Annotated in this window: 26 protein-coding genes; 20 read left to right on the forward strand and 6 right to left on the reverse strand. The window is 60.7% G+C overall.

Translation table 11 applies throughout. The features are described 5' to 3' along the window. The first annotated feature begins 11 nt into the window (after window positions 1-11). The 8 genes from ccoN (ACTJKS_RS11680) (at window position 12) to ccoP (ACTJKS_RS11715) (ending at window position 6,910) form a co-directional block, all read left to right on the forward strand. Window positions 12-1,436, forward strand: coding sequence for a cytochrome-c oxidase, cbb3-type subunit I (ccoN, locus tag ACTJKS_RS11680; RefSeq protein ID WP_047293096.1), 1,425 nt, complete (start codon window positions 12-14; stop codon window positions 1,434-1,436). 10 nt (window positions 1,437-1,446) lie between these two features. Beyond that, entirely contained in the window at window positions 1,447-2,055 is a 609-nt protein-coding gene (gene ccoO, locus ACTJKS_RS11685) for a cytochrome-c oxidase, cbb3-type subunit II (RefSeq protein WP_003223389.1), read from the forward strand. Window positions 2,056-2,058: 3 nt separating this feature from the next. Beyond that, a complete protein-coding gene (locus tag ACTJKS_RS11690; RefSeq protein ID WP_041067875.1) occupies window positions 2,059-2,256 on the forward strand; it encodes a cbb3-type cytochrome oxidase subunit 3 in 198 nt (65 codons plus the stop codon). Then, window positions 2,253-3,206 (forward strand): cytochrome-c oxidase, cbb3-type subunit III, encoded by a 954-nt coding sequence (gene ccoP, locus ACTJKS_RS11695; RefSeq protein ID WP_041067872.1) that lies wholly within the window; start codon window positions 2,253-2,255, stop codon window positions 3,204-3,206. Before ACTJKS_RS11690 ends, ccoP (ACTJKS_RS11695) begins: the two co-directional genes overlap by 4 nt. Before the next feature lie 481 nt (window positions 3,207-3,687). Next, complete coding sequence (gene ccoN, locus ACTJKS_RS11700) at window positions 3,688-5,130, forward strand: cytochrome-c oxidase, cbb3-type subunit I (RefSeq protein ID WP_047293093.1); 1,443 nt, start codon at window positions 3,688-3,690, stop codon at window positions 5,128-5,130. Then, window positions 5,130-5,738 carry a cytochrome-c oxidase, cbb3-type subunit II gene (gene ccoO, locus ACTJKS_RS11705; RefSeq protein WP_041067866.1) on the forward strand — a complete coding sequence of 203 codons (609 nt, stop codon included), beginning with the start codon at window positions 5,130-5,132 and terminating at the stop codon, window positions 5,736-5,738. The genes ccoN (ACTJKS_RS11700) and ccoO (ACTJKS_RS11705) overlap by 1 nt, the downstream gene beginning before the upstream one ends. A 6-nt stretch (window positions 5,739-5,744) precedes the next feature. Continuing rightward, window positions 5,745-5,930, forward strand: coding sequence for a CcoQ/FixQ family Cbb3-type cytochrome c oxidase assembly chaperone (locus ACTJKS_RS11710; RefSeq protein WP_003175465.1), 186 nt, complete (start codon window positions 5,745-5,747; stop codon window positions 5,928-5,930). Further along, window positions 5,927-6,910 carry a cytochrome-c oxidase, cbb3-type subunit III gene (gene ccoP, locus ACTJKS_RS11715; RefSeq protein ID WP_041067842.1) on the forward strand — a complete coding sequence of 328 codons (984 nt, stop codon included), beginning with the start codon at window positions 5,927-5,929 and terminating at the stop codon, window positions 6,908-6,910. The genes ACTJKS_RS11710 and ccoP (ACTJKS_RS11715) overlap by 4 nt, the downstream gene beginning before the upstream one ends. A gap of 55 nt (window positions 6,911-6,965) precedes the next feature. On the opposite strand, the gene ACTJKS_RS11720 is transcribed toward ccoP (ACTJKS_RS11715), so the two are convergent. Beyond that, window positions 6,966-7,970: a metallophosphoesterase family protein gene (locus ACTJKS_RS11720; RefSeq protein WP_108182180.1), complete on the reverse strand. Its 1,005-nt coding sequence runs from the start codon at window positions 7,968-7,970 to the stop codon at window positions 6,966-6,968. Between the two features lie 253 nt (window positions 7,971-8,223). Between ACTJKS_RS11720 and ACTJKS_RS11725 the strand changes: the two genes are divergently transcribed. The 11 genes from ACTJKS_RS11725 (at window position 8,224) to ACTJKS_RS11775 (ending at window position 18,094) form a co-directional block, all read left to right on the forward strand. Beyond that, entirely contained in the window at window positions 8,224-8,424 is a 201-nt protein-coding gene (locus tag ACTJKS_RS11725) for a hypothetical protein (protein ID WP_108182179.1), read from the forward strand. Window positions 8,425-8,598: 174 nt separating this feature from the next. After that, window positions 8,599-8,853, forward strand: a complete 255-nt coding sequence (locus ACTJKS_RS11730) for a type II toxin-antitoxin system Phd/YefM family antitoxin (protein ID WP_041067899.1) — start codon at window positions 8,599-8,601, stop codon at window positions 8,851-8,853. Then, on the forward strand, window positions 8,853-9,263 hold the full coding sequence (locus tag ACTJKS_RS11735) for a type II toxin-antitoxin system VapC family toxin (protein ID WP_041067833.1): 411 nt from the start codon (window positions 8,853-8,855) through the stop codon (window positions 9,261-9,263). Before ACTJKS_RS11730 ends, ACTJKS_RS11735 begins: the two co-directional genes overlap by 1 nt. Before the next feature lie 222 nt (window positions 9,264-9,485). Next, entirely contained in the window at window positions 9,486-10,901 is a 1,416-nt protein-coding gene (gene ccoG / locus ACTJKS_RS11740) for a cytochrome c oxidase accessory protein CcoG (RefSeq protein WP_440828831.1), read from the forward strand. Window positions 10,902-10,912: 11 nt separating this feature from the next. Next, the gene (locus ACTJKS_RS11745; protein WP_108182177.1) at window positions 10,913-11,452 is read left to right on the forward strand and encodes a FixH family protein; all 540 of its coding nucleotides are present in this window, start codon (window positions 10,913-10,915) and stop codon (window positions 11,450-11,452) included. Window positions 11,453-11,582: 130 nt separating this feature from the next. Then, window positions 11,583-14,033: a heavy metal translocating P-type ATPase gene (locus ACTJKS_RS11750; RefSeq protein ID WP_108182176.1), complete on the forward strand. Its 2,451-nt coding sequence runs from the start codon at window positions 11,583-11,585 to the stop codon at window positions 14,031-14,033. A 22-nt stretch (window positions 14,034-14,055) separates the two neighbouring features. Beyond that, window positions 14,056-14,268 (forward strand): cbb3-type cytochrome oxidase assembly protein CcoS, encoded by a 213-nt coding sequence (gene ccoS, locus ACTJKS_RS11755; RefSeq protein ID WP_041067822.1) that lies wholly within the window; start codon window positions 14,056-14,058, stop codon window positions 14,266-14,268. Then, window positions 14,261-14,944 carry a sulfite exporter TauE/SafE family protein gene (locus tag ACTJKS_RS11760; protein ID WP_041067819.1) on the forward strand — a complete coding sequence of 228 codons (684 nt, stop codon included), beginning with the start codon at window positions 14,261-14,263 and terminating at the stop codon, window positions 14,942-14,944. The genes ccoS and ACTJKS_RS11760 overlap by 8 nt, the downstream gene beginning before the upstream one ends. Before the next feature lie 246 nt (window positions 14,945-15,190). Further along, on the forward strand, window positions 15,191-16,573 hold the full coding sequence (gene hemN, locus ACTJKS_RS11765) for an oxygen-independent coproporphyrinogen III oxidase (protein ID WP_041067816.1): 1,383 nt from the start codon (window positions 15,191-15,193) through the stop codon (window positions 16,571-16,573). Between the two features lie 159 nt (window positions 16,574-16,732). Further along, complete coding sequence (gene fnr, locus ACTJKS_RS11770) at window positions 16,733-17,467, forward strand: fumarate/nitrate reduction transcriptional regulator Fnr (protein WP_025110355.1); 735 nt, start codon at window positions 16,733-16,735, stop codon at window positions 17,465-17,467. 78 nt (window positions 17,468-17,545) lie between these two features. After that, the gene (locus ACTJKS_RS11775) at window positions 17,546-18,094 is read left to right on the forward strand and encodes an adenine phosphoribosyltransferase (RefSeq protein WP_003223345.1); all 549 of its coding nucleotides are present in this window, start codon (window positions 17,546-17,548) and stop codon (window positions 18,092-18,094) included. Window positions 18,095-18,183: 89 nt separating this feature from the next. Here the strand turns inward: ACTJKS_RS11775 and ACTJKS_RS11780 are convergent, their stop codons facing one another. The 5 genes from ACTJKS_RS11780 to dnaX form a co-directional block, all read right to left on the reverse strand. Further along, complete coding sequence (locus tag ACTJKS_RS11780) at window positions 18,184-19,332, reverse strand: acyl-CoA dehydrogenase family protein (RefSeq protein WP_108182175.1); 1,149 nt, start codon at window positions 19,330-19,332, stop codon at window positions 18,184-18,186. Window positions 19,333-19,541: 209 nt separating this feature from the next. Further along, entirely contained in the window at window positions 19,542-20,144 is a 603-nt protein-coding gene (gene recR / locus ACTJKS_RS11785) for a recombination mediator RecR (RefSeq protein WP_007965550.1), read from the reverse strand. Window positions 20,145-20,210: 66 nt separating this feature from the next. Next, a complete protein-coding gene (locus ACTJKS_RS11790) occupies window positions 20,211-21,245 on the reverse strand; it encodes an NADP-dependent oxidoreductase (protein ID WP_086794902.1) in 1,035 nt (344 codons plus the stop codon). A 262-nt stretch (window positions 21,246-21,507) separates the two neighbouring features. Then, the gene (locus ACTJKS_RS11795) at window positions 21,508-21,846 is read right to left on the reverse strand and encodes a YbaB/EbfC family nucleoid-associated protein (RefSeq protein WP_003223337.1); all 339 of its coding nucleotides are present in this window, start codon (window positions 21,844-21,846) and stop codon (window positions 21,508-21,510) included. Between the two features lie 67 nt (window positions 21,847-21,913). After that, the gene (gene dnaX / locus ACTJKS_RS11800; RefSeq protein ID WP_108182174.1) at window positions 21,914-23,980 is read right to left on the reverse strand and encodes a DNA polymerase III subunit gamma/tau; all 2,067 of its coding nucleotides are present in this window, start codon (window positions 23,978-23,980) and stop codon (window positions 21,914-21,916) included. Window positions 23,981-24,123: 143 nt separating this feature from the next. On the opposite strand from dnaX, the gene ACTJKS_RS11805 reads away from it, so the two are divergent. Continuing rightward, window positions 24,124-24,873, forward strand: coding sequence for a substrate-binding periplasmic protein (locus tag ACTJKS_RS11805; RefSeq protein ID WP_108182173.1), 750 nt, complete (start codon window positions 24,124-24,126; stop codon window positions 24,871-24,873). Window positions 24,874-24,884: the final 11 nt, after the last annotated feature.

The raw sequence follows: 24,884 nt of genomic DNA on the forward strand, positions 1-24,884 counted from the left end.
GATGGGGAACCATGAACACTTCTATCAGTACCGCCTACAACTACAAGGTGGTCCGCCAATTCGCCATTATGACGGTGGTGTGGGGCATCGTCGGCATGGGGCTCGGGGTTTTTCTCGCGGCCCAATTGGTCTGGCCTGAACTCAACTTCAATTTGCCCTGGACCAGTTTCGGCCGTCTGCGCCCGCTGCACACCAACGCGGTGATCTTCGCCTTCGGTGGTTGTGCGCTGTTCGCCAGTTCGTTCTATTCGGTGCAGCGCACCTGCCAGACGCAATTGTTCGCGCCGAAAATCGCCGCGTTCTGCTTCTGGGGCTGGCAACTGGTGATCCTGCTGGCAGCCATCAGCCTGCCGCTGGGTTACACCAGTTCCAAGGAATACGCCGAGCTGGAATGGCCGATCGACATCCTGATCACCATCGTCTGGGTCGCCTACGCCATCGTGTTCTTCGGCACGATCATGCAGCGCAAGACCAAGCACATCTATGTCGGCAACTGGTTCTTCGGCGCGTTCATCATCACCGTGGCGATCCTGCACATCGTCAACAACCTTGAGTTGCCGGTGAGCCTGACCAAGTCGTACTCGGTGTACGCCGGTGCGACCGACGCGATGGTGCAATGGTGGTACGGCCACAACGCCGTAGGCTTTTTCCTCACCGCCGGTTTCCTCGGGATGATGTACTACTTCGTGCCGAAACAGGCCGAACGTCCGGTGTATTCGTATCGCCTGTCGATCGTGCACTTCTGGGCGCTGATCACCCTGTACATCTGGGCCGGCCCGCACCACCTGCACTACACCGCGCTGCCGGACTGGGCGCAATCGCTGGGCATGGTGATGTCGCTGATTCTGCTGGCGCCGAGCTGGGGCGGCATGATCAACGGCATGATGACCCTCTCGGGCGCCTGGCATAAGCTGCGCAGCGACCCGATCCTGCGCTTCCTCGTGGTGTCGCTGGCGTTCTACGGCATGTCGACCTTCGAAGGTCCGATGATGGCGATCAAGACCGTCAACGCCCTCTCCCACTACACCGACTGGACCATCGGCCACGTTCACGCCGGCGCGCTCGGCTGGGTAGCGATGATTTCCATCGGCGCGCTGTACCACATGATCCCGAAAGTCTTCGGCAAAGAGCAGATGCACAGCATCGGCCTGATCAACGCGCACTTCTGGCTCGCGACCATCGGCACCGTGCTCTACATCGCCTCGATGTGGGTCAACGGTATCGCCCAGGGCCTGATGTGGCGCGCAGTCAACGAGGACGGCACGCTGACCTATTCCTTCGTCGAAACCCTGGTGGCCAGCCACCCAGGCTTCATCGTGCGTCTGGTGGGTGGGGCGATCTTCCTCAGCGGCATGTTCCTGATGGCTTACAACACCTGGCGCACCGTGCGGGCCTCGCAGCCTGCTGACGTCGTTGCTGCCGCGCAGATGGCCTGAGGAGTCCGCCATGAAACACGAAACGATTGAAAAGAACGTCGGCCTGCTGATGCTGCTGATGGTATTCGCCGTGAGCATCGGCGGCCTGACCCAGATCGTCCCGCTGTTCTTCCAGGACGTCACCAACAAACCGGTGGAAGGCATGAAGCCCTACACCGCGCTGCAACTGGAAGGCCGCGACATCTACATCCGCGAAGGCTGCGTCGGTTGCCACTCGCAGATGATCCGCCCGTTCCGCGCTGAAACCGAACGCTACGGGCACTACTCGGTGGCCGGCGAAAGCGTGTGGGATCACCCGTTCCTCTGGGGTTCCAAGCGTACCGGGCCGGACCTGGCCCGCGTCGGCGCGCGTTACTCGGATGACTGGCACCGCGCGCACTTGTACAACCCGCGCAACGTGGTACCCGAGTCGAAAATGCCGGCCTACCCGTGGCTGGTCACGCAAGCGGTCGACAGCAGCCACACCGAAACCAAGCTCAAGACCATGCGCACCCTCGGCGTGCCGTACACCGACGATGACATCAGCGGCGCGGTCGCCAGCCTCAAGGGCAAGACCGAGATGGACGCCCTCGTCTCCTACCTGCAAGTGCTTGGCACTGCGATCAAGAGCAAGAGGTGAGCCATGGTCATTGAAATGAGCACAGGCCTCATACGTGGCCTCGGCACGGTCGTGGTGTTCGTCGCCTTCGTCGGTCTGACCTTGTGGGTATTCAATCGCAAGCGCACCCCGGAGTTTGCCGAAGCACGTCTGCTGCCGTTCGCCGACGAGCCGCAACCCGACACTACCCCCGCATCTGAAACAAGGAGTACCCGGCCATGACCACCTTCTGGAGTACGTGGATCTGCGTACTGACCATCGGCAGCCTGATCGGCCTGACCTGGCTGCTGATCGGCACCCGCCGGGGCGAGACCAAGGGCAGCGTCGACCAGACCATGGGCCACAGCTTCGACGGCATCGAGGAGTACGACAACCCGCTGCCGCAGTGGTGGTTCATGCTGTTCGCCGGCACGCTGGTGTTTTCCGTGGGCTATCTGATCCTGTATCCGGGCCTGGGCAACTGGAAAGGCATTCTGCCCGGCTACGAGGACGGCTGGACCGGCGTCCACGAATGGGAAAAGGAAATGAGCAAGGCCGACGCCAAATTCGGGCCGATCTTCGCCAAGTTCGCCGCCATGCCGGTGGAAGAAGTGGCGAAGGATCCGCAGGCGCTGAAAATGGGTGGCCGACTGTTCGCCTCCAACTGCTCGGTGTGCCACGGTTCCGACGCCAAGGGCGCGTTCGGTTTCCCCAACCTGGCGGACAAGGACTGGCGCTGGGGCGGCAGTGCCGAGACCATCAAGACCACCATCATGGGTGGGCGGATGGCGGCGATGCCGGCCTGGGGCGAAGTGCTCGGCGAGACAGGTGTAAAGAACGTCGCGGCGTATGTGCGTCACGAACTGGCCGGCCTGCCGCTGCCGGCCGACAGCAAGGCTGACCTGCAGGCCGGACAGCAAGCGTTCAGCACCACCTGCGTAGCCTGTCATGGGGCAACCGGCCAAGGCACTGAAGCCATGGGTGCGCCGAACCTGACGCACCCGGCCGGATTTATCTATGGCACCAGCCTGACGCAGCTTGAGCAGACCATTCGCCATGGTCGCCAAGGCCATATGCCAGCGCAAAACGAATTGCTGGGCAACGATAAAGTGCAATTGCTGGCCGCTTATGTGTACAGCCTGTCACACGGATTGAATACAGAAAAACTGATTACCGAAGACAACAAGCAATAAGTATTGCGCACACCTCTGCCGCATCGTTCTCGGTGCGGCAGCACCCCGCCCCTTTGCGACGCATTGTCGCACCCCGTCACACCCTCTCCTTTCGAATCCTCCAATTCGGGTCTACGCTTGCTCGATGCGGACTGGCCCGTGCCGGTTCCAGGTCGACCTTGAGCGATGTGTTCGACAAATCGCCTGACTGACAGGGCGCAAAGCCCGGTAGATACCGGCTGTCGCGTCGATGACCGTCCGTCACCCGATCACTGCGTTGGAACACACCTCGTTACATCTGACCTGAACCCCTCGCTTTTTTCGTCCGCTGCGACATTTTGTCCGAGGCCGATTTTGTCCTTACGCGGCGTATGGAAAGGCCGCAGAATCAGCGTTGGAAAGCATTGACCCAGGTCATGGCGCGTTGCAATGACCCCCTGCTCTCTGCATACTTGCGGCCGATTTTAATCCTAATAAAACACCCAAACCGTGGAACCTTAGAATGAGCACAGCAATCAGTCCGACTGCTTATAACTATAAGGTAGTCCGCCAGTTCGCCATCATGACGGTGGTCTGGGGGATCCTTGGCATGGGGCTTGGTGTCTTCATCGCCTCGCAACTGGTCTGGCCGGAGTTGAACTTCGGTCTGCCGTGGACGAGCTTTGGACGCCTGCGCCCGTTGCACACAAACCTGGTGATTTTCGCCTTCGGTGGTTGTGCACTGTTTGCCACTTCCTACTATGTCGTGCAGCGAACCTGCCAGACGCGACTGATCTCCGACAGCCTCGCCGCTTTCACCTTCTGGGGCTGGCAGGCGGTTATCGTCGGCGCAATCATTACCTTGCCGCTGGGTTACACCACCACCAAGGAATACGCCGAACTGGAATGGCCGCTCGCCATTCTGCTGGCCATTGTCTGGGTCTCCTACGGGCTGGTGTTCTTCGGCACCATCACCAAGCGCAAGACCAAGCACATCTATGTCGGTAACTGGTTCTACGGCGCGTTCATCGTCGTGACCGCAATGCTGCACATCGTCAACCACGCCTCCCTGCCGGTCAGCTTCTTCAAGTCCTACTCCGCCTATTCGGGCGCGACCGATGCGATGATCCAGTGGTGGTACGGTCACAACGCCGTGGGCTTCTTCCTGACCACCGGCTTCCTCGGGATGATGTACTACTTCGTGCCGAAACAGGCCGAACGTCCGATCTACTCCTATCGCCTGTCGATCGTGCACTTCTGGGCGCTGATCACCCTGTATATCTGGGCCGGCCCGCACCACCTGCACTACACCGCACTGCCGGACTGGGCACAATCGCTGGGCATGGCGATGTCGATCATCCTGCTGGCACCAAGCTGGGGCGGCATGATCAACGGCATGATGACCCTGTCGGGTGCCTGGCATAAGCTGCGCACCGACCCGATCCTGCGCTTCCTTGTGGTGTCGCTGGCGTTCTACGGCATGTCGACCTTCGAAGGTCCGATGATGGCGATCAAGACCGTCAACTCGCTCTCGCACTACACCGACTGGACCATCGGCCACGTACACGCCGGCGCGCTCGGCTGGGTAGCGATGATCTCGATCGGCGCGATCTACCACATGATCCCGAAACTGTTCGGTCGTGCGCAAATGCACAGCGTCGGCCTGATCAACGCGCACTTCTGGCTCGCGACCATCGGCACCGTGCTCTACATCGCCTCGATGTGGGTCAACGGCATCACTCAGGGTCTGATGTGGCGTGCAATCAACGATGACGGCACCCTCACCTACTCGTTCGTCGAGGCGCTGCAGGCCAGCCACCCGGGCTACATCGTCCGTGCCCTGGGCGGTGCATTCTTCGCCAGCGGCATGTTCCTGATGGCTTACAACGTCTGGCGCACCGTGCGCGCCTCGAACCCGGTTGAAGCCGAAGCCGCCGCCCAGATCGCTGTCGTTGGAGCTCACTGATGAAGCATGAAGCTGTCGAGAAGAATATTGGCCTGCTGGCCTTCTTCATGGTTATCGCCGTCAGCATTGGCGGCCTGACCCAGATCGTTCCGCTGTTCTTCCAGGACGTCACCAACAAGCCGGTCGAAGGCATGAAGCCGCGCTCGGCACTGGAACTGGAAGGCCGCGACGTCTATATCGCCAACGGTTGTGTCGGCTGCCACTCGCAGATGATCCGTCCGTTCCGCGCCGAAACCGAACGCTACGGCCACTACTCGGTCGCCGGTGAAAGCGTGTGGGACCACCCGTTCCTGTGGGGTTCCAAACGTACCGGTCCGGACCTGGCTCGCGTGGGCGGTCGTTACTCCGATGACTGGCAGCGTGCGCACCTGTACAACCCGCGCAACGTGGTGCCTGAGTCGAAAATGCCGGCTTACCCGTTCCTCGTGGAAAACAAGCTCGACGGCAAAGACACGGCCAGGAAAATGGAAGTGTTGCGCACGCTCGGCGTCCCTTACACCGACGAAGACATCGCCGGTGCAAAAGAGGCCGTGAAGGGCAAAACCGAAATGGACGCGCTGGTGGCCTACCTTCAGGGCCTGGGCACCATCATCAAAAGCAAACGGTGATTCTTCATGGATATCGGGATGATTCGCGGCCTGGGCACCGTTGTCGTGATGGTGGCCTTCATCGGTTTGGCGTTGTGGGTGTTCAGCCCCAAGCGCAAGTCGGAGTTTGAAGACGCAACCTTGCTGCCTTTTGCGGATGATCCCGAAGCCATCAAGCACGTCGAGCAAGCTTCTAGGAGTAACAAAGAATGACTACATTCTGGAGTCTGTACGTCACAGTCCTCAGTCTCGGTACGATCTTTTCCCTGACCTGGCTGCTGCTGTCGACCCGCAAGGGCCAGCGCAGCGAGCAGACGGAAGAGACCGTGGGCCACTCCTTCGACGGGATCGAGGAGTACGACAACCCGCTGCCGAAATGGTGGTTCATGCTGTTCGTGGGCACCATCGTGTTCGCTCTCGGTTATCTGGTGCTGTACCCGGGTCTGGGCAACTGGAAAGGCCTGCTGCCGGGCTACAACTACCTCGATAACGACAAGCAGACCGCGTTCGCCAACGGCCAGACCGGCTGGACCGGCGTGCACGAGTGGGAAAAGGAAATGGCCCGCTCGGACGCCAAGTTCGGTCCGATCTTCGCCAAGTTCGCGGCAATGCCAATCGAGGAAGTCGCCAAGGATCCACAAGCACTGAAGATGGGCGGTCGCCTGTTCGCCTCCAACTGCTCGGTGTGCCACGGCTCCGACGCCAAAGGCGCCTATGGCTTCCCGAACCTGACCGACGCCGACTGGCGCTGGGGCGGCGAGCCGGAAACCATCAAGACCACCATCATGGGCGGTCGACACGCGGTGATGCCGGCCTGGGCCGACGTCATTGGCGAGCAAGGCGTCGCCGATGTCGCCGCCTTCGTGGTGACCCAGCTTGATGGCCGCAAACTGCCGGAAGGCACCAAGGCTGACCCGGCCAACGGCCAGAAACTGTTCGCCGCCAACTGCGTGGCCTGCCACGGACCGGAAGGCAAAGGCACCCCGGCGATGGGCGCACCGAACCTGACCCACCCGGCCGCGTTCATCTACGGTTCGAGCTTCGCCCAACTGCAGCAGACCATCCGTTACGGCCGTCAGGGCCAGATGCCTGCGCAGGAACAACTGCAAGGCAACGATAAGGTGCACTTGCTGGCGGCGTATGTTTACAGCCTGTCTCACGGTGACAAACCCGCTGAAGCCGAGGCCCAATAAGGCCTAACGCCTGACGCAAAATAAAGCCCCCACCAGTGTTCTGGCGGGGGCTTTTTTATGGGCGACTGGCCCAGATCGATTTCACCGGTACTGTGGCCACCGGTTGACGATGGCGCCACTGATTACCCTCGACCAGACTCACCTCAAGTTGTTTGCGGTCTTTGGAAAAGCTGGCCGTCAGGTACGTCTGTTGAGAGGCCGCACCGCTGAGGAACATCGGCACACTGCCCATGTAGGTCTGGCTGCCACCCTCGCCATGGTAATGACCAGCAAATATCGCCGTCACCTGATACTTTTCAAGCATTTCGCGAAAGCGCTTCTGTTGCTCCCAACTGCCTGCCCAGTCATAGGGTTTGTGCATATTGATAATGATCGCGTAGCCCTGCGCTCGCGCTATTCGCAAATCATTTTCCAGCCAGTCCAGTGACTGTTTGATGTCGAACGAGGTCGGATTCAGCGCATGGGAAATCTTCACCTGGTAAGTCGGCTCATTGTTCAACTGCACCAGATGTACTTCACCAATATTCTTTGAATACGCCAGACTGCCGAGATAGTGCTTATTCAAAAAGCTGCCACTCACTTCAAGATCAAACTTATCGACTTTACCCTCGTGATGATCACGATAATCGACAATACTGCCCGCCGCGCAACTCTCACTGAAACAGTCATTCACGTTGTTCTGGTAATCATGATTACCCAGCCCATAGAGAAATTGATCGCCAAAGTGTTTGTTCAGCATCGTCTTCATGAAGGAGCGCTGCCAGCCATGGCCGAACGCAGTGATGTCGCCGTTGATCATCAACGGCACGGCGGCCTGGCCGCCCATTTCGTTGCGAAACTGCGCAATACTCGCAAACTGGCTCTCGACCAGCCATTTCGAGCGTTTTTCAAAGTCCGCGCTCGGCTCATCTTCACCACTGTCCGATTTTTCCGTCCACGGGTATTGCGGGTCCGAGGCAAATACCATGTGCAGCGGAACACCTTCATTGGCACTGGCGAAATAACTCAGCGATAACAGGCACAGACAAGCGAAAAGCTCTTTAACTTCCTTGATTTTCATAACACTCCATTATTCCGTTAACTTTCAAAACACGAACATGCAACTAGCATGATGCAGAACAGACACCAAACTATTCGAAATCAATAAAAAATTAAAAGCTTTCAATTAACTAATGATATTTCTACGGCATGGACATAGCCGTTGAAATTAATACTTTGAGACACATGCCTGATGGACTCGTTTCAGCTTGCTCTGTAGGGTCTGCCAAAGGCCCGGTGACCCGCATCGGAGCCACTTCAAGGATGAAGCCGCTATGTTGAATGACGACAAAACCTGTCTCCTGGTTGATCAGCCTCTTACTGAATCTGATCTTCCAACCGAATCATCGGAAAAAACCGTGGAAACCATTACCGCGACATTCGACAGTCCGTCACAACCCGATTCCAAAAGCACCACAAAACGCCATCGAAATACCGGCAGTCTCGATAGCCTGGGCGGCGGCAGGCTGCCCTGAGTCTTGAAGCCACGTCAGTATCAACCTGAGCCGGCCTGCGCCTTGTGCGAGGTTGGCTCGACTAATGCCAGCCACGGACCGACCAACGGACCGCTGAGTCCTGTCTTCCTCGATTGCCGCCCCCAAGGCGAAGTAGTAACGTTGCTACATCTGTATTGCGAGAGGTCAACCATGATGGCAATCACCACCATCTCCAGTCGTGAATTCAACCAGGACACCAGCAGCGCCAAAAAGGCTGCGCGTCTGGGTCCAGTGATCATCACCGACCGTGGCAAGGCCTCTCATGTCCTTTTGAGCATTGAGGAATATCAGAAACTGAGCGGCGCAAACACAAGCATTGTCGATTGGTTGGTCATGCCGGAGGCTGCCGACATCGATTTCGAAACCGAGCGCGCAGTCATCATTCATCGTCCCGTGGACCTGTCCTGATGTATTTACTCGACACCAATGTGATTTCCGAACTTCGCAAGCCGCAAGCCGATGCCAATGTGGTCAGTTGGGCCAAAGGCGTCATCGCCCCGCGTCTGTACATTTCCGCCATTACTCTGAAAGAACTGGAAACCGGAGTCCTGCGAATGGAACGGCGCGATCCTGCTCAAGGAAAGCTGTTGCGCAGTTGGCTGACGCGTCACGTCATGCCCGCATTCGAAGCCCGAATCCTGCCGGTTGATGCTGCAGTAGCGCTGCGTTGTGCCAGCCTGCATGTGCCCGACCAGGCCAATGAAAGCGATGCATTGATCGCTGCCACGGCCCTGGTGCATGGACTCACGGTGGTCACGCGCAATGTCGATGATTTCCGCTCGAGCGGCGTCGCCCTGATCAATCCGTGGGAACAATGAATTAGCCGCCACTGCAAAACCGTCCATACTCAACAAGTCAATTGATCTGCATCAGGCTTTGCTGCATTCGCTACACCAATAATGCTTTTTTCCCAACGCGACCAAAGGTCGCACCATTGAGTTAGAGCGACAGGCGTATCATTGCGCCACTGCAACACCCCTTTCTGACCGCGGTCGGCACGTATCGACCGAGGCATTTGTCCACTGCCGTGGGATGCAATGATGAGCAACCAGATTCCGGTACACGACGTCACACCGCCGAGCAAAAACGCGAACAACAGCGTCGACCTTTACGCCTCTCGAGAAAAAATCTACACCCGTGCTTTCACTGGCCTGTTCCGCAATCTGCGGATGATGGGCGGCGCTGCGCTGTTCCTGTTGTATTTCGGTACGGTGTGGCTGAACTGGGGCGGGCATCAGGCGGTGTGGTGGAACCTGCCGGAACGCAAGTTTTTCATCTTCGGCGCCACGTTCTGGCCGCAGGACTTCATCCTGCTGTCTGGCCTGCTGATCATTGCCGCGTTCGGCCTGTTCTTCATCACCGTTTACGCCGGCCGGGTCTGGTGCGGCTACACCTGCCCGCAAAGCGTGTGGACGTGGATTTTCATGTGGTGCGAGAAAGTCACCGAAGGCGACCGCAACCAGCGTATCAAGCTCGATAAAGCGCCAATGAGCGGCAACAAGTTCCTGCGCAAGCTCGCCAAACATTCGCTGTGGCTACTGATCGGTTTCGTCACTGGCATGACCTTCGTCGGCTACTTCTCGCCGATCCGCGAACTGGTGTTCGTTTTCTTCACTGGCCAGGCCGATGGCTGGTCGTATTTCTGGGTCGGTTTCTTCACCCTCGCCACCTACGGCAACGCCGGCTGGCTGCGCGAACAGGTGTGCATCTACATGTGCCCCTATGCGCGCTTCCAGAGCGTGATGTTCGACAAGGACACCCTGATCGTGTCCTACGATCCGCGTCGCGGCGAAAGCCGCGGCCCGCGCAAGAAAGGTGTCGATTACAAGGCCATGGGCCTGGGCGATTGCATTGACTGCACCATGTGCGTCCAGGTGTGTCCGACCGGTATCGACATCCGTGACGGCTTGCAGATCGAATGCATCGGTTGCGCCGCGTGCATCGACGCCTGCGACGCGATCATGGACAAGATGGACTACCCGCGCGGCCTCATCAGTTACACCACCGAACACAACCTCTCGGGCCAGAAAACCCATAAACTGCGGCCACGCCTGATCGGCTATGCGGTGGTGCTGCTGGCGATGATCAGCCTGCTGGTGACCGCATTCTTCATGCGCTCGCTGGTCGGTTTCGACGTCAGCAAGGACCGCGTGCTGTACCGCGAGAACGCCGAAGGCCGGATCGAAAACGTCTACAGCCTGAAGATCATGAACAAGGATCAGCGCGACCACACCTACGTGCTGGAGGCCGCCGGCCTGCCGGATCTGCGCCTGCAAGGCAAACGCGAGATCAAGGTCCCGGCCGGCGAAATCTTCAGCATGCCGGTGGAGTTGTCGAGCGCACCGGAACAATTGCCGTCGAGCACCAACGAGGTGAAATTCATCCTCAAGGACGCCGACGACGACAGCGTCCACGTTGAAGCCAAGAGCCGATTCATCGGCCCACAAACCCGTTGAGAGAACTGAACATGCCCGCCGCAAACGCCGCAAGCCCTTGGTACAAGCACCTCTGGCCATGGATCATCATCGGAATCCTGGCCTGCTCGGTGACGTTGACCCTGTCAATGGTGACCATTGCGGTGAACAACCCGGACAACCTGGTCAACGACAACTACTACGAGGCTGGCAAAGGCATCAACCGCTCGCTGGACCGTGAACTGTTGGCGCAGGAGTTGAAGATGCGCGCCAACGTCCATCTGGATGAACTCACCGGCGAAGTCGACCTGCGCCTGAGCGGTGACAGCCAGCCGAAAACCCTGGAACTGAACCTGATCTCGCCGACCCAGCCGGAGAAGGATCGCAAGATTGTCCTGACCCGCAGCGAAACCGAAGCTGGCCGTTACATCGGCCAGTTGGGCGACAAGGTCGAAGGTCGGCGTTTTGTCGAATTGCTGGGCACTCAGGACGACCACGTGTGGCGCATGTTCGAAGAAGAACAGGTCAGCCATGACAAGGATCTGCTGCTCGGTGACGAACCGCTGCAGGGCGCTGAAGACCAGAAGAAGTAAACCGAACCCTGTAGGAGCTGCCGCAGGCTGCGATCTTTTGATCTTGCTTTCAAAAACAAAATCAAAAGATCGCAGCCTGCGGCAGCTCCTACAAGGATGGTGTTGATTCAGCAGTATTAGCGAATATTCGATGACCACCCCACTCCCCTGCTACCACTGCGCCCTGCCCGTTCCGTCGGGCAGTCGCTTTACCGCCGTCGTGCTCGGGGAGTCCCGCGAGTTCTGCTGCCCCGGCTGTCAGGCCGTGGCCGAAGCCATCGTCGCCGGTGGTCTGGAAAGCTATTACCAGCATCGCAGCGAAGCCTCGGCCAACCCCGAAGCCTTGCCGGTGCAATTGACCGATGAATTGGCGCTGTACGACCGCGCCGACGTGCAAAAATCCTTCGTCCGTCACGCGGGCGAACTCGCCGAAACCACGCTGTTGATGGAAGGCATCAGTTGCGCCGCCTGCGGCTGGCTGATCGAGAAACACCTGCGCACCCTGCCGGCAGTGGCCGAGGCGCGACTGAATCTGTCCAACCATCGCCTGCATGTGCAATGGGCCGACGCGCAATTGCCGCTGAGCCAGATCCTCGCCGAGCTGCGCCACATCGGTTACGTCGCCCACCCGTATCAGGCCGACCGCGCCAGCGAGCAACTGGCCAGCGAAAATCGCCTCGCGTTGCGCCAGCTCGGCGTCGCCGGATTGCTGTGGTTTCAGGCAATGATGGCGACCATGGCCACCTGGCCGGAATTCAACATCGACCTCAGCCCCGAATTGCACACGATCCTGCGCTGGGTCGCGCTATTTCTCACAACACCGATCGTGTTCTATAGCTGCGCGCCGTTCTTCAAGGGCGCGATGCGCGATCTGCGCACCCGCCACCTGACCATGGACGTCTCGGTGTCGCTGGCCATCGGCAGCGCCTACATCGCCGGGATCTGGACCTCGATCACCGGCGTCGGTGAGCTGTATTTCGATGCGGTCGGGATGTTTGCGCTGTTCCTGCTCGCCGGGCGTTATCTGGAACGCCGTGCCCGCGAACGCACCGCCGCCGCCACCGCGCAGCTTGTAAACCTGCTGCCGGCCTCGTGCCTGCGTCTCGACACCGACGGCCAGAGCGAACGCATCCTGCTCAGCGAACTGCGCCTGGGTGACCGGGTGCTGGTGCAACCAGGTTCGATCCTGCCGGCGGATGGCAGGATTCTCGATGGCCAGTCAAGCATCGACGAATCGCTGCTGACCGGCGAATACCTGCCGCAACCGCGCACGCTGGGCGATGCGGTCACCGCGGGCACGCTGAATGTCGAAGGCGCGCTCACCGTCGAAGTACTGGCACTGGGTCAGGACACACGCCTGTCGGCCATCGTCCGCCTGCTCGATCGCGCCCAGGCGGAAAAACCGCGCCTGGCGGAAATCGCCGACCGCGCGGCGCAGTGGTTCTTGCTGTTGTCGCTGATTGCGGCAGCGGCCATCGGCCTGTTGTGGTGGGAACTGGATGCGTCGCGGGCGTTCTGGATCGTCCTGGCGATGCTGGTCGCGACCTGCCCTTGCGCGCTGTCGCTGGCAACCCCGACGGCGTTGACCGCCGCCACCGGCACCCTGCACAAACTCGGCCTGTTGCTGACGCGCGGGCATGTGCTGGAAGGCCTGAACCAGATCGACACGGTGATCTTCGACAAGACCGGCACACTCACCGAAGGCCGCCTGGTCCTGCGCTCGGTTCGCCCGCTGGGCACACTCAGCAGCGACCAGTGCCTGAGCCTTGCCGCCGCCCTGGAAAACCGTTCGGAACACCCGATTGCCCGCGCCTTCGGTCGTGCGCCACTGGCCGCCGAGGAAGTGCACAGCACGCCGGGGCTTGGGCTAGAAGGATTGGTCGACGCACAGCGCTTGCGCATCGGTCAGGCCGAATTCGTCTGCGACCTCAGCGGCGCGCCTGTGCCGGCGATGCCGGATGAACCGGGCCAATGGCTGCTGCTTGGAGACGATCAAGGGCCGCTGGCATGGTTCGTCCTCGACGATCGCCTGCGTGACGATGCGCCCGCCCTGCTCGCCGCGTGCAAGGCGCGTGGCTGGCGCACATTGCTGCTGTCTGGCGACAGCTCGCCGATGGTCGCCAGCGTCGCCGCCGAACTGGGCATCGACGAGGCCCGTGGCGGTTTGCGTCCGGACGACAAACTGCACGTGCTGCAGCAGCTGCATCAACAAGGACGCAAGGTGTTGATGCTCGGCGATGGCGTGAACGACGTGCCGGTGCTGGCCGCTGCCGACATCAGCGTGGCCATGGGTTCGGCCACCGATCTGGCGAAAACCAGTGCCGACGCGGTGCTGCTGTCCAACCGCCTCGACGCGCTGGTGCAAGCCTTTACCTTAGCGCGCAGAACCCGCCGGGTAATCATCGAGAACCTGCTGTGGGCGGCGCTGTACAATGGCCTCATGTTGCCGTTCGCCGCCCTCGGCTGGATCACCCCGGTGTGGGCCGCCGTCGGCATGTCGATCAGTTCGTTGACCGTGGTGCTCAACGCCCTGCGCCTGACTCGCCTGCCGAGCACGCCGGTTGTCGGCACCCGTTCAGAAACCCGCCCGTTGCCGGCTTGAGCCGTGCGGGCCTGGAGTACCGATGCCAGCTCTTTACGTGATGATCCCCGCCGCCCTGCTGATCGTGGCCATCGCTGTGTACATCTTCTTCTGGGCGGTGGACAGTGGTCAGTACGACGACCTTGATGGCCCGGCCCACAGCATCCTGTTCGATGATCAGGACCCGAACCACACCGCCGCCGTCGACGAAGCCAAATCCGACCAGCCGCAGGACAAGGCGCCACCCCATGCTTGAGCTGGCGCCTCTCCTGGTTTCCGCGCTGATCCTTGGCCTGCTCGGTGGCGGGCATTGCCTGGGCATGTGCGGCGGCCTGATGGGCGCGCTGACCCTGGCGATTCCCAAGGAACAACGCAGCCGACGCTTTCGTCTGCTGCTGGCGTACAACCTCGGACGGATCCTCAGTTACGCGACGGCCGGTTTGCTGATCGGGCTGGCTGGCTGGGCGGTGGCAAACAGTCCGGCGGCGATGTTCATGCGTATTCTCGCCGGGTTGCTGCTGATTGCCATGGGCCTGTATCTGGCCGGCTGGTGGAGCGGCCTGACCCGTATCGAAAGCCTCGGCCGTGGCTTGTGGCGTTACATTCAGCCGGTGGCCAACCGCTTGCTGCCGGTGTCGAGTTTGCCCCGCGCCCTGCTGCTCGGCGCACTGTGGGGCTGGCTGCCGTGCGGACTGGTTTACAGCACGCTGCTGTGGTCGGCGAGCCAGGGCAATGCGCTGGACAGTGGGTTGTTGATGCTGGCGTTCGGGCTGGGCACTTGGCCGGTGCTACTCGCCACCGGACTGGCTGCCGAGCGGGTGACGGCGTTGCTGCGTAAACGCAGTGTGCGCGTGGCCGGTGGCTTGCTGGTGATTCTGTTCGGGATCTGGACCCTTCCTGGCCCCCACCAACATTGGCTGATGGGTCACTGATCCGATCAAAGCCCTGAGAAGATCCATTGTAGTGAGGGGATTTATCCCCGATGGGGTGCGAAGCGCCCCTGCATTCTTCCATTCATACATTGCAAACAGGTTTACGACTGCTTCGCAGTCGATCGGGGATAAATCCCCTCACCACAAAGCAGTCACTACCAATCCGCCGTTGATGCAAATCAAGAGCCCCGTCGCCGCACCCCGATAGACTCGCCACACTGCCAGCCTATCCGGGGGAATGCCCGCATGCTCGACGCCATTCGTTGGGACACTGATCTGATCCGCCGCTACGACCTGGCGGGGCCGCGCTACACCTCGTATCCGACCGCCGTGCAATTCAACAGCCAGGTCGGCACCTTCGACCTGTTTCACGCCCTGCGCGAAAGTCGCAAGGCGCTGCGCCCATTGTCGCTGTATGTGCATGTGCCGTTCTGCGCGAATATTTGCTACTACTGCGCCTGCAACAAGGTCATCACCAAGGATCGCGGGCGGGCACAGCCTTATCTGCAACGCCTGGAACAGGAAATCCAGTTGATTGCCTGTCACCTGGAACCGGCACAGAAAGTCGAGCAGTTGCACTTCGGCGGCGGCACCCCGACCTTCCTCAGCCATGACGAGCTGCGGCAGTTGATGGCGCACCTGCGCAAACACTTCAATCTGCTGGATGATGACTCCGGCGACTACGGCATCGAGATCGACCCGCGCGAGGCCGACTGGTCGACCATGGGCCTGCTGCGTGAACTGGGTTTCAACCGGGTCAGCATCGGCCTGCAAGACCTCGATCCGGCGGTGCAACGGGCGGTCAATCGCCTGCAGAGCCTGGAAGAAACCCGTGCAGTGATCGACGCGGCGCGCACCCTGCAATTTCGCTCGATCAACATCGACCTGATCTACGGCCTGCCGAAGCAAACTCCGGAGAATTTCGCGCGTACCGTCGAGGAAGTCATCAGCCTGCAACCGGACCGGCTCTCGGTATTCAACTATGCGCACCTGCCGGAGCGCTTCATGCCACAGCGGCGGATCAACAGCCACGAGCTGCCAAGCCCTGCGCAAAAACTGCAAATGCTCCAGCGCACCATCGAACAACTGACCGCCGCCGGTTATCGCTACATCGGCATGGATCACTTCGCCCTGCCCGACGATGAGTTGGCGATTGCCCAAGAAGAACAGACCCTGCAGCGCAACTTCCAGGGCTACACCACTCACGGCCATTGCGACTTGATTGGTCTGGGGGTGTCGGCGATCAGTCAGATCGGCGATCTCTACTGCCAGAACAACAGCGATCTGAACCAGTACCAGAACACCCTCGCCGCCGCGCAACTGGCGACCAGCCGGGGCTTGGTGTGCAATGCCGACGATCGCCTGCGCCGCGCGGTGATCCAGCAACTGATCTGCAATTTCAGCCTGGAATTCGCCGAAATCGAGCAAGCGTTCAACATTGATTTTCAGGGTTATTTCGGCGCGCTGTGGCCGCAACTGCAGGGCATGGCCAACGACGGGCTGATCAAGCTGGAGCGCGAGCGCATCGAAGTGTTGCCGGCCGGACGCCTGCTGGTGCGTTCGGTGTGCATGGTGTTCGACGCGTACCTGGAACAACAGAACCGCCAGCGCTTCTCGCGGGTGATCTGAAACGTCCTGCTCATGAAACCGATGTATCGCGAATGCCCCGTGTCTTTGTTTGCCCTGCGGCCTTATGCCCGCAGGGCAATCTCGCCCCAGACTGGCCTGAATGTCCTCCCGTGGGTTACCCTTACGGCTTATGTGTGTTTTCCCACAAGGATTTAAGAAATGTCCGAGCCAGTCAAACTGCGCGCTCACAACCAGGCCCATTGCAAGGATTGCAGCCTGGCCCCTCTCTGCCTGCCACTTTCTCTGAATCTGGAAGACATGGATGCGCTGGACGAAATCGTTAAACGTGGTCGCCCGTTGAAAAAGGGTGAGTTCCTGTTCCGCCAGGGTGACACCTTCGATTCCGTTTATGCAGTACGCTCCGGCGCCCTGAAGACCTTCAGCCTGAGCGACACCGGCGAAGAACAGCTCACCGGTTTCCACCTGCCGAGCGAACTGGTCGGTCTGTCCGGCATGGACACCGAGAAACATCCAGTGTCGGCCCAAGCGCTGGAAACCACCTCGGTCTGTGAAATCCCTTTCGAACGCCTCGACGAACTGGCCCTGCAACTGCCGCAGCTGCGCCGGCAGCTGATGCGGGTGATGAGCCGCGAGATCCGTGACGATCAGCAAATGATGCTGTTGCTGTCGAAGAAAACCGCCGACGAGCGCATCGCCACGTTCCTGGTCAACCTGTCGGCCCGCTTCCGCGCTCGCGGTTTCTCGGCCAACCAGTTCCGCCTGAGCATGTCGCGCAACGAAATCGGCAATTACCTGGGCCTGGCGGTGGAAACCGTGTCCCGGGTATTCACCCGCTTCCAGCAGAACGAACTGATCGCCGCCGAGGGCAAAGAGATCCACATCCTCGACCCGATCCAGCTCTGTGCCCTGGCCGGCGGCTCGCTCGAAGGCTGATCTCGATCCGCGGTTGAGCGAAGCGTTTCAGCCGCGGGTATACTGCGCCGTTTGCAGCCCTGCCAGGACACCTCGACGATGGTCTTCGACTCCTTCGACATCAAATCCCTGATCCGCCCCGTGATCGACTTCCCGAAACCGGGCGTGATCTTTCGCGACATCACCCCGCTGTTCCAGTCGCCCAAGGCCCTGCGCCTGGTGATGGACAGCTTCGCCCACCGCTATGTGGAAGCCGACTTCACCCACATCGGCGCGATGGATGCGCGCGGCTTCCTGATCGGTTCGGTGCTGGCCTACCAGTTGAACAAACCGCTGGTGCTGTTCCGCAAGCAGGGCAAACTGCCGGCGGACGTGTTGGCCGAAGGTTACGCGACCGAATACGGCGAAGCGTTCCTTGAAGTCCACGCCGACAGCCTGTGCGAAGGTGATTCGGTGGTGATGTTCGATGACCTGATTGCCACCGGTGGCACGCTGATCGCAGCGGCCAACCTGATTCGCCGCATGGGCGCGCGGGTGCATGAGGCAGCGGCGATCATTGATCTGCCGGAGCTGGGCGGTTCGCAGCGTCTGGAAGATATGGGCATCCCTACCTTCTGCCTGACGCAGTTTGCTTTGACCGATAAATAGTAAAGATCAAAAGATCGCAGCCTTCGGCAGCTCCTACAAGGGATGTGCGTTTCCCTGTAGGAGCTGCCGAAGGCTGCGATCTTTTGCTTTTAAAGCCCCATCTGCTTGCTGATGATCTCGTTCATCACCTCCCGTGTCCCGCCGCCGATCGACAGAATGCGGTTATCCCGATACAGCCGCTCCACAAGACTTTCGCGCATGAAACCCAGGCCACCAAGAATCTGCACCGCCTCGCTGGTGATCCGGTCCGAGGTGTCCGTGGCGACGTTCTTGGCCATGGAAATCTCCTTGATCACGCTCTGCCCCGCCGCCATTTTCGCCGCTTGCCGATAGGTGAACTCGCGCGATACTTCCAGCGCCGTGGCCATTTCGGCCAACCGATGTTTGATCACCTGAAACTTGCCGATCGGCTTGCCGAATGCTTCACGCTCGCGCGCCCATTTCAGCGCTTCTTCGAGCGCGAGCTGCGAGGTCATGTTGGCCATCAGCGCCAGCGCCAGTCGTTCACTCTGGAAATTGCCCATGATGCAGGCGAAGCCCATGTTCTCGGCGCCGATCAGATTGCCCACAGGCACCCTGCAATCGTCGAAGAACAGCTCAGCGGTGTCCGAGGCCCACCAGCCCATTTTTTTCAACTGGCGGCCGACGGTGAAGCCGGGGGTGCCCTTCTCGATCAACAGCAGGCTGATGCCGCCGAAACCCGGCGCTCCGGTGCGCACGGCGACGGTATAGAAGTCGGCGCGTACGCCACTGGTAATGAAGGTCTTGCTGCCGCTGACCCGGTAGACGTCGCCGTCACGCACGGCGCGGGTTTGCAGGCTGGCAACGTCGGAACCACCGCCGGGTTCGGTAATCGCCAACGCACTGATTTTCTCGCCGCTGAGCACTTGCGGCACGACGCGCTCGCGCACTTCGGGCCGGGCCCATTTGACGATCGGTGGCAGGCCGATATCCAGCGAGCCGAGGCCGGCAACCAGACCACCGGAACCGCAGCGCATCAGTTCTTCGCTGGCGGCAACCTTGGCGAACAGATCACCTTCGTGGCTGCCACCCAGCGCTTCGGGAAAACCGATGCCAAGAATCCCCGCCGCCCCGGCCTTCAGGTACAGCTCACGGGGAAAGCCTTCGGCTTCTTCCCACGCATCGACGTCCGGCAGGATCTCGCGCTCGACGAAACGTCTGACGCTGTCGCGGACCATTTGGTGGCTGGGGTCGAAGTATTCCTGGAAGGCAGGCATCGGCGAACTCCATCGAAGGATTGGCCGACGTTAACCGAGCGCTTGCTTGGTTTTCAACACAATTGTGTGAATCAGCCAAATCGAGGTGCGCCCATCGCTGGCAAGCCAGCTCCCACAGGTTTCTTTAGTGTGCACAACATTTGTGAACGACCGAAATCACTGTGGGAGCTGGCTTGCCAGCGATGGGGCCAGATCAGGCGATACACCTGTCAGAGGGAAATCGGTTTACGCCCTGCAAACGAATGCGCCAGCGTCCCGCCATCCACCAACTCCAGCTCACCACCCAGCGGCACACCGTGGGCAATCCGCGAGGCGATCAGGCCTTTGTTGGCCAGAAGCTGGGCGATGTAATGCGCGGTCGCCTCACCTTCCACCGTCGGGTTGGTGGCGAGGATGACTTCGGTAAAGGTGCCGGCCTCTTCAATGCGCGCCATCAACTGCGGAATACCGATGGCTTCCGGCCCCAGACCATCGAGCGGCGACAGGTGGCCCTTGAGCACGAAGTAGCGTCCACGGAAACCGGTCTGCTCCACCGCATACACATCCATCGGCCCCTCCACTACGCACAGCAGCGTGTCGTCGCGGCGCGTGTCAGCGCATTGTGGGCACAGATCGTCTTCGGTCAGCGTGCGGCACTGACGGCAGTGCCCCACCCCTTCCATGGCCTGGCTCAAGGCCTGGGCCAGGCGCGTGCCGCCGCTGCGGTCACGCTCGAGCAACTGCAACGCCATGCGCTGGGCGGTTTTCTGACCCACGCCGGGCAAGGTGCGCAGGGCGTCGATCAGTTGGCGAATCAAAGGGCTGAAGCTCATGGGTAAAAAGTCCGACAAAACAACGAGACGCGGTTTATACCCGCGCCTCTGGCCAGCGTCAAATGCTCAGTCCTGGGCAACCTTCACCACCAGTTTGCCGAAGTTGCGTCCCTCCAGCAGACCGATAAACGCCTCGGGTGCCTGCTCCAGACCTTCCACCACGTCTTCGCGGAATTTCACCTTGCCGTCGCGCACCCACGGCACCATGTGGCTGATGAACTCCGGCTGACGGTCGCCATAGTCATCAAACACGATGAAGCCCTGAATCCGCACACGCTTGGTCAGCAACGTACGCTGCAGCATTGGCAGACGATCCGGGCCCTGCGGCGCTTCAGTGGCGTTGTAACCGGCAATCAGCCCGCACAGTGGAATGCGCGCCTTGGGATTGAGCAGCGGCACCACCGCATCGAAGACATGCCCGCCCACGTTTTCATAATAGATATCGATGCCGTTCGGGCAGGCCTTGGCCAGTTGCTCGGCAAAGTCCGGCGCCTTGTGATCGATGCAGGCATCGAAACCCAGCTCTTCGACCACGTATTTGCATTTGTCGGCACCACCGGCCACACCCACGGCGCGCAGGCCTTTGATCTTTGCCACTTGACCCACCACCGAGCCGACGGCGCCGGACGCAGCAGCCACGACAAGCGTTTCACCTTCTTTCGGCTGACCGATGTCGATCAGCCCCATGTACGCAGTCATACCCGGCATGCCCAACACGCCAAGCGCCATCGACGGACTCGGCAGGCCGGACGGGATCGGCATGATATTGCGGCCATCGCTGATGCTGTGGCTCTGCCAGCCGGTGAGGCCGACCACCAGATCACCCTGGTGGAATTTCGGATGACGCGAATCCTCGACTCGGCTGACAGCACCACCGGTCATCACTTCACCGATTTGTACCGGCGCGGCGTAGGACGGTGCGTCACTCATGCGTCCGCGCATGTAAGGGTCCAGCGACAGGTACAAGGTTTTCAGCAGCACCTGGCCGTCTTCGAGATCCGGCAACGCTTCGCGCTCCAGACGGAAGTTTTCCGGGGTCGGCGCACCGACAGGGCGCGAGGCGAGGACAAAGCGTTGGTTGAGGGTCAGAGGGTCGGACATGTCAGCGTCTCCTGTGAATGAAGAATTCGGGGGTATAGGGAGCAGACCTTTGTGGCATTGGGGCGTTCGATGTTTATTCAATTGTACCGAGGTGAGTTCATTCGCGAGCAGGCTCGCTCCCACAGGGAAACGCATTCTAAGGTGGGAGCGAGCCTGCTCGCGAAGGCGGCCTCAGAGACACCCCACCTCCAGGAAGCAGAAACAAAAATGCCAGGCGCGATGCCTGGCATTTTGTGTAGCTCATCCAACTCGCGATGGCGAATCAGAATGGCAGTTTCATACCTGCTGGCAGGTTCATGCCGGCGGTCATGCTGCCCATTTTTTCCTGGCTGTTGGCTTCGATCTTGCGCACGGCGTCGTTGACGGCGGCGGCGACCACGGCTTCGAGCATTTCCTTGTCGTCTTCGCTCAGGCCTTCAACCAGGCTTGGGTCGATGCTGACGCTTTTCACGTCGTGACGACCGGTCATGACCACGGTGACCATATCGCCACCGGCCTTGCCAGTGACTTCGGCGTTGGCCAGTTCTTCCTGCATCTTGGCCATTTTTTCCTGCATCTGCTGCGCCTGCTTCATCAGGCCGGCCATGCCACCTTTCATCATGGGAATCACCTCAAAAGTACTTGGATCAAAACAGCGCCCGGCGCTTAACGCCGAACGCCCTCAGTTATTAGCCTTGGGCGACCAAGGCATCGACAGGTTCAATAGTATCGTGTCGCACGACCGCACCGAACTGCTGGACCATCTGCTGGATGAACGGATCGCCGTGGATCGATTCCTCCGCCTCGCGCTGACGGTTGGCCCGACGCCGCGAAGCAGCCTGCGCCGGGGTTTCCTGCTCGGGCTTGATCAGCTCGATGGTCAGGCTCAGCGTGCGACCGTGGAACTGGTTCAACGCATCGTTCAGGCGCCGCTGTTGCGTGGCGTTGAACAGTGCACTGTGCGCCGGGTCCAGGTGCATCAGCCAATGATCGCCATCGACCGCGATCAGCGTGCAGTTGGCGGCGATGCTGCCGGTCATGCCGGAGATCGGCAGTTGCGGGAACAGTTCCAGCCATTGCAACGCCAGACCGGTGGCCGGCGCGGCGGCAGGCTCCGGCTCGGGTTCCGGGGCCGGTTCGGCGGTGTGTTCGCTGGCCAGGTCGTCGAGGTAGCTGTAAGCCGAATCCATGTCCGGCTCGATGTAGTCTTCGTCCAGCGGCGGCTCATCGTCGAGGTCCATGCCCGGCGTGGCGGCATCGACGTCGGCGACCGACGGTTCGGGAATCGGCGCAGCGGCCCACTCCGGCGCATCCGGCACCACGCTGTCCGGGGTCGGCAGCGGCATCGGCGGCAATTCGGGCTGCTCGCTGGCGGTTTCCAGTACCGGCTCAACGGCCGGTTGCTGCACAGGTGCGGGGTCCGGCTCAGGTTCGACCGGATCGTTCCACGGCAGATCGACCACCGCTTCGGCGACTGGCTCTGGTTCCGGCGCGGCGGTCACCACAGGCGCTGCCTCCGGTGCCGGCGCAGCAACCGCCGCTGGCGTTGGCGCAACGGCCGCAGCGACTACCGGCGCAGGCTTGGGCGCGGCAGCCACGGAGTTTGCGGAATCAACTGTGGCCTGGCTGATCCCCACTGGCTTTAGCGGTTGCCTCGGGGCGTCCGCGGTGTCTGCGGGCCGGAAGGCCAGCATCCGCAGCAGCACCATCTCGAAACCGCCACGCGGGTCCGGCGCCAGCGGCAAGTCGCGGCGGCCGATCAGGCCCATCTGGTAATAGAACTGCACGTCTTCGGCCGGCAGCGCCTGAGCCAAAGCCAATACGCGGTCACGGTCGCCATGGCCGTTATCGACACCTTCAGGCAAGGCCTGGGCGATGGCGACGCGGTGCAGCACGTTGAGAATTTCCGAGAGCACGCCGTTCCAGTCCGGGCCTTGCTCGGCCAGGTGGCGCACGGCTTCGAGCAACGCCTTGGCGTCGCCTTCGATCAGTGCATGCAGCACGTCGAAGACCTGGCCGTGATCCAGCGTGCCGAGCATCGCCCGCACATCAGCGGCCAATACCTTGCCTTCACCGAAGGCGATGGCCTGGTCGGTCAGGCTCATGGCGTCACGCATCGAGCCGTCAGCGGCGCGGCCCAGCAGCCACAGCGCGTCGTCTTCGAACGGCACATTTTCGGCGCCCAGGACGTGGGTCAGATGCTCGACCACGCGCTCGGGCGTCATGTTCTTCAGCGAGAACTGCAGACAACGCGACAAAATCGTTGCCGGAAGTTTCTGCGGGTCGGTGGTCGCGAGGATGAACTTGACGTATGGCGGCGGCTCTTCAAGGGTTTTCAGCAGCGCATTGAAGGAATGGCTGGAGAGCATGTGCACTTCGTCGATCAGGTAGACCTTGAAGCGCCCACGGCTCGGCGCGTACTGCACGTTGTCGAGCAGTTCGCGGGTGTCCTCGACCTTGGTCCGGCTCGCGGCGTCGATCTCGATCAGGTCGACGAAGCGCCCTTCATCGATCTCGCGGCACACCGAACACTCTCCGCAGGGGCTGGAAGTGATACCTGTCTCACAGTTCAGGCATTTGGCAATGATCCGCGCAATGGTGGTCTTGCCGACCCCGCGGGTACCGGTGAACAGGTACGCGTGGTGCAGCCGCTGGCTGTCCAAGGCATTGATCAGAGCCTTGAGCACATGGGTCTGGCCGACCATTTCGCGGAACGAGCGCGGACGCCATTTACGTGCAAGAACCTGATAACTCATCGAAAACCGTCGCAACGAAGGAAGCTGAAGCGGCTAATGCTAGCGGAGCAAGGGCAAAATTGCATCCGGTGTGCTCGTCTAATCTGGCTAAGCTGCTGTTGGCGAGGAAATTTCGCTCGTGGTCGGGACTCATCGGAGCATTTATGCGTTGGGCCTTGGGAGCTTTGTTGGGGATCAGTCTGAGCGTGAACGCCGCCGAACCGCCGCTGCGCTTCGTCGTGGCCGACAGCTGGGCGATGCCCATGGTGCAAATCGAGCACGGCCGCCCCACCCAGGGCATTCTCCACGACATCATGCTCAGCCTGGCGACACAGGTCGGCGTACCCGCCGAATTCCATGTGCTGCCGCGCGCCCGGGTGCAGAACGCCATGGAACACGGTGAAGTCGACGTGCGCTGCTATGCCGCACAATCATGGTTGCCGAATCAGTCCGGAGACTACATCTGGAGCCTTCCGCTGCTGTTCCAGCGCGATCTGCTGATCAGCCGCGACGATCAACCGCTCCACGTCGATCCCGCCCGCCTGCCCCGCCAATCGATCGGCACCGTGCTCGGCTACACCTACCCGACTCTGCAGCCGCTGTTCGACGCCGACCACCTGCAACGCGACGACGCGCGCAATCAGGAACAAGTGCTGGAAAAACTCCTGGCCGGGCGTTATCGCTATGCGGTGAGCAATCAATGGACGCTGGACTGGTTCAATCAGCGCCTGCTGCCCACGCAGCAACTGCAGGGGGTGGCGGTGCTGCAGGAACAGCATGTCGGCTGCTATGTGAGGAATGACCCGCAGGTGCCGGTGCAGCGGATCCTGCGCACGTTGCTGCGGATGAAAATGTCGGGGGAGATTGATGACATCATCCGGCTGTATACCGGATCCTCGGAAACCACCCCATAACCCCTTTTTTT

It is taken from the genome of Pseudomonas sp. 22189 (assembly GCF_052045635.1).
GTDB lineage: Bacteria > Pseudomonadota > Gammaproteobacteria > Pseudomonadales > Pseudomonadaceae > Aquipseudomonas > Aquipseudomonas parakoreensis.